The following is a 12857-nucleotide window of genomic DNA, read 5'->3' on the forward strand; positions in this document are numbered from 1 at the left end:
GGATCAGAATCCACGGCGATTATCATCTCGGCCAGGTCCTTTACACGGGAAAGGATTTTCTGATCATAGATTTTGAAGGCGAGCCCGCGCGGGGGCTAGCGGAGAGGCGTCTCAAATACTCGCCTTTCAGAGATGTGGCGGGCATGGTGAGGTCTTTCCACTATGCCGTCTATACCGCGCTGAGAGAGGTATCCGTCAGGGAGGAGGATGCGCGCCTGCTGCAGCCGTGGGCGGACCTCTGGTACCGGTATACGGCGGGTATCTTCGTCCGTTTCTATCTGGTTACCGCGGGCAACGCATCGTTCATCCCGGAAAATAAAGACGACGTTAAAACCCTGCTCAACGCATACCTCCTCGAGAAAGCGGTGTATGAGCTCGGTTATGCGCTGAATAGTCGTCCCGAACGGGTCGATATCCCCCTGAGAGGCATTCAAGAGATGTTGGGGGAAGAAAAGTCATCCCCTGCTTTGCCGCCCAAGCCGGAGGCCGCAGGTTGACAACGCAATAGCAAGACATTACATGATGGGGAAGGGAGTTGACAGACGGGATACCTGTCTCGCCGCGGCATGAGCCCTTTGAAAATAAGAATGTGCCGGGACCGATTGGGTTTTGGTAAAGGGACTCTTCTCCCTTCTCCGGTTCCATAAGGAAGGTGCTTTTGAAGGAATATGAGTGGCAGCTTGATATAGGGGCATCCGTCGTGAACAAGGGCGTTCGCTTCAGGGTATGGGTCCCCGAGGCAAAGAAGGTGACCGTAAAGCTCTTCACCGAGGCCGGCCCAAGAGAGATTGACCTGTCCCGGGAAGAATGGGGGTATCATGGGGGGCTGGCCGAAGGCGTTCGTGAGCAGGACCGCTATTTTTATGTGATCGACGGTATTTCGGAGCGGCCCGACCCGGCATCGAGATTTCAGCCTGAAGGCGTGCACGGACCTTCGCAGGTGATCGATCCCTCGGCGTACCAATGGCAGGACAGGGATTGGAAGGGGAGGCAGCTCAAAGACTTTATCATTTACGAGATCCATATCGGGACCTTCACACAGGAGGGCACCTTTGAAGCCGCGATCGGCTATCTCGATTACATGAAGGAGCTCGGCATAACCGCGATTGAGATCATGCCGGTTACCCAGTTTCCCGGCGAAAGGAACTGGGGATATGACGGGGTATTCCCCTTTGCGCCGCAGAATAGCTACGGAGGGCCATGGGCGCTCAAAAAGCTCGTGGACGCCTGTCACCGCAAAGGATTGGCGGTGATTTTCGACGTGGTGTATAATCATCTCGGCCCGGAAGGCAACTACCTAAGAACCTTCGCCGTCGATTATTTCACCGACCGGTATAACACACCGTGGGGAGATGCGGTTAATTATGATGGTCCTCTAAGCGATCAGGTACGACACTATTTCATCAGCAACGCCCTTTACTGGCTCAGCGAGTACCATGGCGATGCCCTGAGGCTTGATGCGATACAGGGCATCTATGATCTGAGCGCACACCATGTTCTCATGGAACTCGCGGAAGCAGTTGACTGCTTTAAAAAGGCTTCCGGGAACGAGGTCGCTCTGATCGCGGAGAGCGATCTCAATGACGTGAGGGTGATAAACCCTTGGGAAAAGGGGGGATACGGGCTCGATGCGGTGTGGAATGACGATTTTCATCATTCCCTTCACACCTTGATTACCCATGATCAACGGACCTATTACAAGGATTTCGGGGCCCTCTCCCAAATGGCCAAGGCCCTGGAGGAAGGGTTCGTTTATTCCGGCCAGCACTCCCCACACCGGCGCCGCAGGCACGGAAATTCCTCAAAAGAAATGCCCGCCAATCAGTTTGTGGTCTGTTCCCAAAACCATGACCAGGTCGGCAACACCCAGGTGAGGCCCGGCGCCGTGGAATCGCTGGAAGAGCTGAAGCTGCGCGCGGCCATGGTCCTTCTCTCTCCCTATATCCCCCTTCTCTTCATGGGAGAAGAATATGGGGAGAAAGCGCCCTTTTATTATTTCACGAGCTTTTTCGATCCCGCTCTCTCCGAGGCGGTGCGGAAATCGAAGGATGAGGAGGTCGCCACCCTCTGGGGGATGGAGGCGCCCGATCCCGAAGCGGAGAAGACGTTCCTCGATGCAAAGATACACCTCGACGGGCCGAGATCGCCTTCCGAGAACAGGCTTTACGACTTCTACAGGACCCTTATCAAGCTGAGGAAGGAGGTCCCCGTCCTTGCCCGCCCCGTGAAAGAACAGGCCGAGATAAGGGTATTCGAAAAAGAGAAGACCCTTATAATGAGGAGATGGATCCGCGACTCGACTGCGTTCCTCGTCTTCAATTTCAACGAAGACAATGTTGCCGTCGAACTGACGCTCCCCCCGGGCAAGTGGGAAAAGATCCTCGACTCATCCGCGCCCGAGTGGGGCGGTGACGGATCCCGTGCCCCTAAAGTCCTCGATTTCGAAGACGGAAAGGCTTTGATTGAAGCGGGGCGGACCAGCGCCTCCCTTTACGTGCTTACAGACGTCCGGGTGTAGAAGCCCGGTTCTTTCCAGATTACCATGAAGTTTCACCCATAGCGGAGCCGAAATGGAAGAGCATTCCAGCCTGAGAATTCCGGTTGCCACCTACAGACTGCAGATGAGCCATAGGTTCACCTTCACCGACGGCCAAAAGCTCGTCCCCTACCTTAATGATCTCGGCATTACCGACGTCTACTCGTCGCCGTGCTTCAAGACCGGAAAAGGCAGCATCAGCGGGTATGACATCGTGGACCCGAACATGCTGGGTCCGGAAATGGGCGGAGAGCCGGCCTTCGACCGGTTTATCAAAGAGCTTAAGGCCCATGACATGGGATTCATCCTCGATATCGTTCCCAACCACATGAATGTGGAGAGCGACGAGAATATGTGGTGGATGGGCGTTCTCGAGAATGGGCCAAGCTCCCCTTACGCGGGTTTCTTCGATATAGACTGGCACCCCACGAAACGGGAGCTTGAAAACAGGGTCCTCATCCCCATTCTGGGAGACCAGTACGGAGCGATCCTCGAGAACCAGGAGCTGAGGCTCGGCTTCGAAAAGGGGGCGTTCTTTCTCAGCTATTTCGACCACAGGCTCCCCATTCTGCCCGAGACCTATAAAGACATATTGAGTCACCGGATCGACGAGGCCCAGACCCTGCCCGGCCGGGACCACCCTGACCTCGCGGAGTTGATGAGCATCATCACCGCCCTCACCTGTCTGCCGTCGTATACGGACAAAGACCCGGAAAAGGTCGTCGAGAGGCACCGGGAGAAGGAGATCATCAAGAGGCGGCTCCAAACCCTTTGCGATCGGAATCCCGCCATACGCGCCTACATAGAAGGGAACGTGGCCATATATAACGGAACGAAAGGAGATGCGAAAAGCTTCAATCTCCTCGACGACCTTCTCGGCAAACAGGTATGGAGGCTCTCCTTCTGGAGTGTGGCTACCGAAGAGATCAACTACCGGAGGTTTTTCGACATCAACGGCCTGGCCGCGACACGCATGGAGAATCCGGAAGTATTCACAAAATGCAATGACCTTCTCTCCCGCCTGATCCGTGAAGGTAAGGTCACGGGCCTGAGGATCGATCATCCTGACGGCCTTTACGACCCTGCGCGGTATTTCAGGGAGCTGCAGGGACTCTGCTTCGTTGAAACCCGTCGGGGCCGGGCCGGGGGCCAAAGCGGGTCCGCGGCACCCGGAGACGACCCGGAAACAAGGGTCCGGAAGGAGTATGAGGACGCTGTCTCATCCGATCCGCGATTCAAACCATTCTATATCGTGGGCGAGAAGATCCTCGCCCGGGACGAAAAGGTGCCGGAGGACTGGGCGATCTTCAGCACCATCGGATATGTATTTCTGAACCCCTTGAACGGCATCTTCATCGAAACCGGCCACGGCAGGGCATTCGATCGGATCTACGAGCGGTTCATCGGCGAAAAGACCAAGTATGCGGACCTGGTATATGAAAAGAAGAAGCTGATCACCCTCACCTCCCTGTCGGCAGAGATCAATGCCCTGGGCCAATTTCTCAACAGGCTTTCCGAAAAGAACCGGCACACGAGGGATTTTACCTTGAACAGCCTAAGGACCGTGATCATGGAGGTGATCTCCTGCTTCCCCGTGTACAGGACCTATGTGACGGCGGCAGGGGTCGAGGAAAGGGACCGGCGTTACATCGCCCAGGCCGTCCGGGAAGGGAAGCGGAAGAACCCTGCCCTTAATGCGAGTATCTTCGATTTCCTCCACAGGGTGCTCCTGCTTAAACACCCCGCGGATATGAGCGAGGCTGATCGCGCCCAATTGATCGATTTTGTGATGAGATTTCAGCAGGTCACGGGTCCCGTCACGGCAAAAGGGATCGAGGATACGGTCTTTTATGTATACAATAAATTCGTCTCCCTCAATGAAGTGGGGGGAAGCCCCGACAAATTCGGTACGACCCTCGATGCCTTTCACCGGCAAAATATGGAGACCTCCATCGAGAGGCCCTACTCGCTCGTGACCACCTCAACCCACGATACGAAGCGCGGCGAGGATGCGAGGGCGCGCATAAACGTCCTCTCTGAGATCCCCGATGAATGGCGCACCCGTGTCACCAGATGGAGCAGGCTCAACAGGAAAAAGAAGCGTATGGCCGATGACCGGCCCGTCCCCGATTCCAATGAGGAGTACCTGCTCTATCAGACGCTCCTGGCCATATGGCCTCCGGGTGCCGAATTGCCCGGCAGCGAGGAGTATGCCCAATTCATACAGAGGATCAAGGAATACATGCTCAAGGCGATAAGAGAGGCGAAGATCAACAGCAGCTGGATCAGCCAGGAGCCTTCCTACGAGGAGGGGGTGCTTGGATTTGTGGAGGATATCCTCTCCCGTGCCTCTGCGAATCCTTTTGTGAAAGACCTGGTAGAATTTCAGGAGAAGATCTCCTATATGGGGATGTTCAATTCCCTCTCCCAGGCCCTCATCAAGATCACGTCACCCGGGGTACCCGATTTCTATCAGGGGTCCGAGCTGTGGGATCTGAACCTCGTGGACCCGGATAACCGGAAACCCGTAGATTTCAAAATAAGAAAAAACATGCTTTCACGGCTGAAAAGGCAGGCGGCACTCCATGGGGAGGACCGTTCACGCATGATAAAAAGCCTCCTCTCCACCTGGCCCACGGGCGCCATAAAACTGTACCTCACTTACACGGCGTTGGGCTTCCGGAAGGAGAAAGCCTCCCTTTTCAGGGACGGGGCCTATGTCTCTCTCTCATCCGAGGGCACCAGAAGCGAGAATGTGTGCGCCTTTGCACGATTCAAAGAGAAGAATGCCGTCATTACCGTCGTGCCCAGGTTCCTTACCCACCTCATCGATTCGCCCAGGGACCTGCCTCTCGGAAGAGTCTGGGAAGGGTCATGGATCACCCTTTCGGACGAGGTGACCGCCAATCTGTTCCGGGACGTTTTTACGGGCAGAGAAATTTTCGCAGTCGAGGAAGGGGGCCGCCGCGTCCTGGCCCTCGATCAGGTATTCGCCGGTTTTCCCGTCGCCCTGCTTGAAGGCATGGAAGGTGCGACCCGGGCCGGATAGAGGGGTTCAGATTAAAGCATGAGCCGCTGGGGGTCCACCTCTTCCCTGAGAATCCGGAGTTCCTCAGGCGAAGGGGGCCGCGCTTCCACTGCCCGCGATACGTCGAGGGGGAACCCCGTATTTTCTATAATTTTCTCTATCGGGACTCCAGGGTAGTACTCGGCGAGATAGGCCTCCTTTGTCTCGTCGTCGAACCTGAGGACGCCGAGGTCGGTCACCACTGCGAGGGCCCCTCCGCGCTCGAGTCCGAGGCGTTTTCTCGAATCGCCCCCTTCGTGCCATCCCACGCTCGTCCGGTAGTCAAGCCGATCGACGAACCTCCTGCGTTCATGCCGGATAAAGGTGACGACGCCCGAGGCAAAGGACGATACGTCACAGGCGCCGCCGCTTCCCGGGAACCGGGCGGAGGGCCTGAGATAATCGCCAAGGCTTGTGGTATTCAGATTTCCGAACCTGTCGATCTGGGCGGCGCCCAGGAAGGCGATGGTGTGGAGCCGCCTGTGGCCGACGATTGAAAAGGCTTCGATAAGGCCGGAATTGAGCGCGGTCCCGCTCATGACCCTGAGATCGGAGACCGCCATCGGGATTTCGTCGAGCAAGGGATCGATGCCGCCGGTCTCGAAGAAGATCACTGCCCGGGGGGAATAGATCCTTTTCGCCGCGGTGGCGGCGAGCATGGAGACCCCCGTGCCCGCGAAGAGAATATCACCGTTTTTTGTGAGCCGCCCTGCGCTCAAGGCCATCATCTCGTTGTCCGTATAATCTTTCATTCTTTCCCCTCATTTCCTGTCGAGGCCTACTGCGTAGCCCACAATGGGATTCGCCCGTATCCTCATGAGCTCTTTAGCCCCGGCCTTTTCAAGGTACGCCTCGTGAGAGGAGACGCCGTAGACCCAGTCGTCGAGGTATCTCTTCCACCCTGCGTTCTCATGTGCCATGGCCTTATAGAGCTTGAGGTGGGTCGGGTCGTAATCGTAAAACCCGTAACAGGCAGTTGGATGGGCGCCGTATTGCACCCGGACGATGGCGTCCACAAAGAAAGAAGGGAGTGAATTCTGGTCCGGGTCGAGGCGTATGAACGAGCGGGGGACGATCTCCTCGCAGGTGACGATCACCCTGTCCGCCGATTTCGCCTGCTCCACGTCGGCGAAGGTGAGGCCCTTTATCCTCACCGTCCCGTCTTCCCCCACGTACTGGGCGTGCATGAGGGCCACATCCGGGTTGGCGGCAGGCAGGAGCACCACGTTATCCTCCTTGTCGCTGAAAGGGTCCTCGGCGACAAGGCACTTCCTCCGGGCCACCTTCCTCTGCCTTCTCGTCTCGGGAGAGAAACCTTCCTTTGTGATGATATCGGAGCCGAGGCCCGACTTCGTAGGTATGAAGGGGAGGCCCAGGGCGCCCGCGAGAAAGCGCAGGCTCATCTGATAGTTTGAGTAATCCTCGAACTCGATGAGGCCCTCTTCGATGGCCTTCCGGAAACGGATGCACGTAGGAGCGTACCTGCCGTTGCCCCCGTAGGCGATCTCCAGGCGCTTCACGCACCCTGCGCCTATAAGGAGATCGAGGGCCTGGCCGTGGGAATGGCATATGAGGTGGAGGTCGGTCACGCCCTGGCGCGCGATCTCGTATGCGAGCGCCATGGGGTTCCGGTTGACGGTGAACCCCCCGAGGGTAATCTGGGAACCCTTCTCCACGAACCTCTTTACCGCCTCTTCGAGGCTCATCAGCTTGTCGGCTATTTCAGGATATTTGTTCATGTGAGTCGAATCCTCCCGCGGATGCCGTGACCCGGTCGGCAGGGCTATCCTGCTTGGTCCGGAAGACAGCGCTCCTTTCATTTTAGCGGTACACCTCCTTATTTCATATCAAAACCCTGATTGTCAAGAACAATGTAGTTTTACAGAAAGGGAGGCGCGGGGCAGTGAGGGGAGAAGGCTTCGGACAACAGTAACAGGCGCCCCTGCCGGATCGAACCGGAGAGCGCGCCCTGATTTCTTTGATGGGCGGCGCCTACTTTTCCTCGCCGAAGAAGGCGAGGATCTGGGCGGTAAGGGAAGCCGGCTGCTCGTCGGCTATCCAGTGGCCGCAGCGCTCGACCGATCCGCCCCGCACGTTGAGGGCCACTTCCTTCACTGTATCGACCATTACCGGGCCCAGGCTCTGCGCCCCTCCCAAGGCAAGGACCGGCATTGCCAGCTTCCGGGCAAAATAGATCTTATTGTCAGCCTTGTCCCTGGAAAAGGCACGAAAATATTCGAAACCGGCCCTCATTCCTCCGGGCGAGGAATAGGAGCGCACGTACTCGTCGATATCTGCTTCGGTAAAGGCCGCCGGATTATACGAAAGGGCGCGGAAGAAGCCCTCCGTCAGATAAGTCCGCTCCCGTCCCGCCACGAGCACCTCAGGCAGGTTCGGGACATTGTGGAAGGCAAAATGCCAGGCCCGCCCGCTTTTTTCGAATTCTTCGAAGATACTTGTCCCCGGAATGGGCGCGTCGAGGAGCACGAGACGACGGACCTGGGCGGGATGGGCCGCGGCATAGGCATAGGCGACCATGAGGCCGATGTCGTGGCCCACGAGCGATATCTTTTCATGCCCGAGGGAGCGCACCAGCTGATAGATGTCCTCCGCGAGGGTCCGCTTGTCGTAGCCGGCGGAGGGTTTGTCGGAGTCCCCCGCGCCCCGTAGATCGGGAACTATGACGGTGTGGTGCTTTGCAAGCCCGGGCATCACATGGCGCCACATATACCAGGTCTCGGCGAACCCGTGGAGCAGGACCACCGGCTCGTCCTGCCCGCCGGTCACATAGTGGAGGCGCACGTTGTTCGCCGTTGCCGTGTGGTGGGTGAAGATGCGGTTAAATTCCGCCCCGGCGGGGGGTTGGGCCGTGGAGGGAAAGGCGGCGGCCGCGATCGATTTTATGAACTTTATCATTTATCCTCCTTCCTTGCCACAATGCCGGGCATGCCTCAGGCCCTGATGAACTCCAGCAGGTCCGCGTTGATCCGGTCTTTGTGGGTGGAGCAGACCCCGTGGGGCGCCCCGGGGTAGATCTGAAGCTTCGCGCCCTCGATGATTTTGGACGAAAGGACCGCCGAAGAGCCGATGGGCACGATCTGATCGTCGTCACCATGGATAATCAGGGTCGGCAGGTGAAATTTCTTCAGGTCGGCGGTGAAATCCGTCTCGGAGAAGGCGCGGATGCAGTCGAGCACCCCTTTGTAACCCGCCTGCATGCCCTGGAGCCAAAAGGAGTCCCTTAAGCCCTGGGAGACCTTGGCGCCCGGTCTGTTGGCCCCGTAAAAGGGGACGGCGAGGTCGTGAAAGTACTGGGAACGGTCGGCAATGACCCCCGCCCGTATCGAATCGAAGGTCTCCATGGGCACCCCGCCGGGGTTGGCGGAAGTTTTGAGCATGAGGGGCGTCACCGCGCCGATCAGTACTGCTTTGGCCACGCGTTTCGTGCCGTGGCGGCCGATGTACCGGGCCACCTCACCGCCGCCCGTGGAATGGCCGACAAGGGTCACCCCTTTCAGGTCGAGGGCCTCCATAAGCGTGGCCAGGTCGTCGGCATAGGTATCCATGTCATTGCCGTTCCAGGGCTGGCTCGACCTGCCGTGGCTCCGGCGGTCGTGGGCGATCACGCGAAATCCATGGGCGCCCAGAAAGAGCATCTGGTCTTCCCATGCATCCGCCGAAAGGGGCCAGCCGTGGCTGAAGACCACGGGTTGTCCCTCTCCCCAGTCCTTGTAGTAGATTTTGATGGGGTTCGTCTTTTCTTTGCCTACGTCTATAAAGTTCATAAATCCTCCTTATCTCACGTGCCTCCGGTCGAGTACGCGTGGGCACGGGTTATTGCATCAAATTCCGGGATTATCACGGTCCCTTACCTGCACGAGACGAAGCGCACGTTGGCGAGGGAAGTCTCTATTGTCTCTTCCAGCAGGCGGACCACCTCCGCCACCTCATCTTCCTTATTTTCGATGCCGAGGGAAAACCTGAGGGAGCAGTGGGCCTCTTCTTTGGAGAGCCCCATGGCGAGCAGCGCCTGGGAGGGCTCGGGCGAGCCCGACTTGCAGGCCGATCCCGAGGAAAAGTAGACGCCTTGCGAATCGAGGGCATAGACCACCGACTCTCCCCGCAGGCCGGGAAGGGTCACATTGAGCGTATTGGGGAGCCTTTTTTCCGGATGGCCGTTTACACGGGCGCTCGGTATTATACGGCAGATCCCTTCACAGAGGAGGTCGCGCATAGTGCGCACCCGGCCCTCCATCTCCGGCAGGTCCTGGAGTGCGAGCCCTGCCGCCACTCCCATGCCCGCGATACCTGCCGTATTCTCCGTCCCTCCCCTTAAGCCGCCCTCCTGCTTTCCCCCGTGGATGAGGGGCGGGATCTCCATTCCCTTGCGGATATAGACGGCGCCCGTCCCCTTGGGTCCGCCGAATTTGTGGGCCGAAAGGGTGAGGAAGTCAACGCCCCATTCGTCAGCGTGTATTACCATCCTGCCTGCCGCCTGGACTGCGTCCGTGTGGAAAGGGACGCCCCGCTCCCGGGCAATGCGCGCAAGCTCGGAGATCGGCTGGAGAGAGCCTGTTTCGTTATTTGCGGTCATGACGCTCACGAGACAGGTGCGCTCCGTGATCGCCTGGGACAGCTCTTCCGGGTTGATTACTCCGTAATGATCGACCGGAAGATAGGTCACGGAAAAGCCCCGGGTTTCAAGCCATTGGCAGATGCCGGTCACGGAGGGGTGCTCGATCGTGCTCGTGATGATATGGGTCTTCTCCGGGGCGGACACACGGGCTATGCCGTGGATGACGAAATTGTTTCCCTCCGAGCCCCCGCTTGTAAAGACGAGGCGGCGCGGTGTGCAGCCCACGAGAAGGGAGAGGGCCTTCCTGGTTGCCTCGATCGCGTCATGGGCAACCCGGCCTGCCTTGTGGATGCTCGACGGATTTCCATAGGTCGTGAGGAATTCCGCCATGAACGTGCGCACCTGAGGGTGGAGGGGAGACGTGGCGTTGTGGTCGAAATATATGGACTTTCGGACGGTTTCAGGGACCTTTTCTTCGAGCATGTATTCGCCGGAGCCCGCCATTTCCCGTTTCTTCCCATCCCCGACCTTGAGCACATCGCACAGAAGTGCCTTATAGGTGGGGAACCCCGAGATAGGATCGTAGTTATTGAGGTCGGTGAGCTCATTGACCCATGCCTCCCGCCACTCGTGGGCATCGGGGGAGGCGCCCCCCGAGCCGCTTGCCTCCACCGCGCCCCGCACGATATCATCCGTTACGAGGGCGTACATGGAGACCTCTCCCCGGGTCGTACGTATGAGCACCTTTTCGCCGTGGACGATCCCCCGTTTTTCCGCATCGACCGTGTTTATCATTACCGTGGGCACGGGCTGCTCGCCGGCGAGAGACGGAATCGATTGATTGAGGGCGTGGAGGTCCACATTGTGGAAGGCGCCGGAATTGAAAACCAGGGGAAAGGTTTCCGCCAGCCGCGGGTCCGACGCGGGACTTTCGCGGGGCTCGACGTAGCGCGGAAGAGGCTCGTACCCGTACTCTTCGAGCACGGATGAGGCGATCTCGAATTTTCCCGAGGGCGTGGCGAAGCCCGGCTTCCCGTCATTGCGCAGCAGCCCCTTTTCCCATTTCCTGTACTCCATCATCTGCCCCTTGACCCGCACGAGCCCGCCGGCATTGCGTACATCTTCAGGGGTGAATCCCGAGCCGGAAAGCACGTAGGAGAGGAGCTCCTCTGCGGTTTGAGGGTAAAGCTCTCCGTAGCCGAGCCTGCGCGCCAGCTCGGCTTGAATGAAGAAGTCGTATCGGGCCTCCCCCACGGACTCGATCATCTTCTCCCTTATCCTGAAGGCCCCATCGTAGACCATGTACGATTCCGTCTCGTAATAGGTGGCCGCGGGAAGGACGATGTCCGCGTAGGCCATATCTCCGGTCCATTGGCGGTCCACGGACACGAAGAAATCGAGGGCGCCTAACGTCTTCTTCCAGAGGCTCGTGTGGGGCCACGAAGTGGTGAGCGACGCCCCGAGGCTCAGCAGGAACCGGATGGGGTAAGGGTCGTGTTCCAGTATGGCCTTCGGCAGCGCAATGGCATGGAACTCGCCGCGGTACTTGGTATAGAGGGGGAAGTCGTTATGGCCCGCCGCCTTTTCCACGCGCGGGTTCGCGAGCAGGTTCGCCCGGTTGATGGGAAACCTGGCGCCCTTCATCTTGAAACACTGGCCCCCCGGCATATCGAGCTGCCCTGCGAGGGCCCAGAGGGTGAGGACCGCACGTATGGTCTGAACCCCGTTGCCGTTATATTCGAGGCCCCTGTACATGACCGGGGCCGCGCCGTTGGCTCCGGCGATCCTCCGTGCCAGAGAGATCATCGTCTCCCCGTCCACCCCGGTAATCTGCTCCACGTAGTCAGGCCTGAAATGCTGGACGTAATCTCTGAATTCATCAAACCCATCGGTCCATTGCCGCGCGAAAGCCTCGTCATAAAGCTCCTCCTCTATGAGGACATTGCACATGCCGAGGGCAAGGGCGCCGTCCGTACCCGGCCTCAAGGGGACCCAGAGGGTATCCTGTTCGCGGGCAAGGGCGGTCCGCCGGGGATCGATCACCACGATCCCGGCCCCGCGGCCCCTGGCTGCCTGGATCCGAAGGAAATCGTCGGGCGGGCAGCTGGCGGCAGGGTTCTTCCCCCACACCACGATCAATTCCGCACGCTCGATGTCGGAGATCATATCTATGTATATGCTTCCGAAGGTCACATGGGGGGCGATCATGGCAAAGGCGACATAGCAAAGAGCTCCCACTCCCAGGGTATTGGGCGAACCGAAGGGGAAAAGCACGCTCGAAGCGGAGGAAACTGCGACCCCGGCGGGCTGAAACACGTCGCACAAAGCCCTGTCGAAACTCCCGCTTCCCGTGTAAATGGCGGCTGCCTCAGGGCCCGATTCCGCCCTTACCTGCATGAGTCTTGCGACGATCTCGTCGTATGCCTCATCCCAAGAGATCCTCTTGAAATCGTACGTTCCTTTGGGACCGGTCCTTCGCAGGGGATGGGGGATCCTCTGAGGGCTGTATACGATCTCCGGGGAGTGCTCGCCGATCCTGCAGATCATTCCGAAGGGGGAGGTCTCGTCAGCCCTCACCGCCCTCATGCGGCCCTGCGGATCATAGGTGACGATAACCCCGCATCCTGCCGAGCAGATCCCGCAGAGGCCCGCCTTTTCGTTCTGCCCCAATCCCATGC

Annotated in this window: 8 protein-coding genes; 3 read left to right on the forward strand and 5 right to left on the reverse strand. The window is 58.6% G+C overall.

The genetic code is table 11. From position 1 onward, the window contains the following. From VGJ94_05805 to treY, 3 genes are all read left to right on the forward strand, one after another. On the forward strand, positions 1-497 hold a 497-nt coding region (locus VGJ94_05805), incomplete at its 5' end, for a hypothetical protein (GenBank protein ID HEY3276114.1). Positions 498-658: 161 nt separating this feature from the next. Next, positions 659-2518: a malto-oligosyltrehalose trehalohydrolase gene (treZ, locus tag VGJ94_05810; protein ID HEY3276115.1), complete on the forward strand. Its 1860-nt coding sequence runs from the start codon at positions 659-661 to the stop codon at positions 2516-2518. Positions 2519-2570: 52 nt separating this feature from the next. After that, the gene (gene treY / locus VGJ94_05815) at positions 2571-5585 is read left to right on the forward strand and encodes a malto-oligosyltrehalose synthase (GenBank protein ID HEY3276116.1); all 3015 of its coding nucleotides are present in this window, start codon (positions 2571-2573) and stop codon (positions 5583-5585) included. 11 nt (positions 5586-5596) lie between these two features. On the opposite strand, the gene VGJ94_05820 is transcribed toward treY, so the two are convergent. From VGJ94_05820 to VGJ94_05840, 5 genes are all read right to left on the reverse strand, one after another. Continuing rightward, positions 5597-6355 (reverse strand): CoA-transferase, encoded by a 759-nt coding sequence (locus VGJ94_05820; protein ID HEY3276117.1) that lies wholly within the window; start codon positions 6353-6355, stop codon positions 5597-5599. A gap of 9 nt (positions 6356-6364) precedes the next feature. Beyond that, positions 6365-7342 carry a CoA-transferase gene (locus tag VGJ94_05825; protein HEY3276118.1) on the reverse strand — a complete coding sequence of 326 codons (978 nt, stop codon included), beginning with the start codon at positions 7340-7342 and terminating at the stop codon, positions 6365-6367. A gap of 253 nt (positions 7343-7595) precedes the next feature. Then, positions 7596-8519, reverse strand: a complete 924-nt coding sequence (locus VGJ94_05830) for an alpha/beta hydrolase (GenBank protein ID HEY3276119.1) — start codon at positions 8517-8519, stop codon at positions 7596-7598. 35 nt (positions 8520-8554) lie between these two features. Next, on the reverse strand, positions 8555-9388 hold the full coding sequence (locus tag VGJ94_05835; GenBank protein HEY3276120.1) for an alpha/beta hydrolase: 834 nt from the start codon (positions 9386-9388) through the stop codon (positions 8555-8557). Positions 9389-9471: 83 nt separating this feature from the next. Then, the gene (locus VGJ94_05840) at positions 9472-12855 is read right to left on the reverse strand and encodes an aminotransferase class V-fold PLP-dependent enzyme (protein ID HEY3276121.1); all 3384 of its coding nucleotides are present in this window, start codon (positions 12853-12855) and stop codon (positions 9472-9474) included. Positions 12856-12857 lie beyond the last annotated feature (2 nt).

The organism is Syntrophorhabdaceae bacterium (assembly GCA_036504895.1).
Taxonomy (GTDB): domain Bacteria; phylum Desulfobacterota; class Syntrophorhabdia; order Syntrophorhabdales; family Syntrophorhabdaceae; genus PNOM01.

Excerpts from the sequence above, each read along its gene's own strand:
- treY (HEY3276116.1), top strand. The coding sequence starts at position 2,571 with ATGGAAGAGCATTCCAGCCTGAGAATTCCGGTTGCCACCTACAGACTG.
- VGJ94_05820 (HEY3276117.1), bottom strand. The coding sequence starts at position 6,355 with ATGAAAGATTATACGGACAACGAGATGATGGCCTTGAGCGCAGGGCGG.
- VGJ94_05825 (HEY3276118.1), bottom strand. The coding sequence starts at position 7,342 with ATGAACAAATATCCTGAAATAGCCGACAAGCTGATGAGCCTCGAAGAG.
- VGJ94_05830 (HEY3276119.1), bottom strand. The coding sequence starts at position 8,519 with ATGATAAAGTTCATAAAATCGATCGCGGCCGCCGCCTTTCCCTCCACG.
- VGJ94_05835 (HEY3276120.1), bottom strand. The coding sequence starts at position 9,388 with ATGAACTTTATAGACGTAGGCAAAGAAAAGACGAACCCCATCAAAATC.
- VGJ94_05840 (HEY3276121.1), bottom strand. The coding sequence starts at position 12,855 with ATGGGATTGGGGCAGAACGAAAAGGCGGGCCTCTGCGGGATCTGCTCG.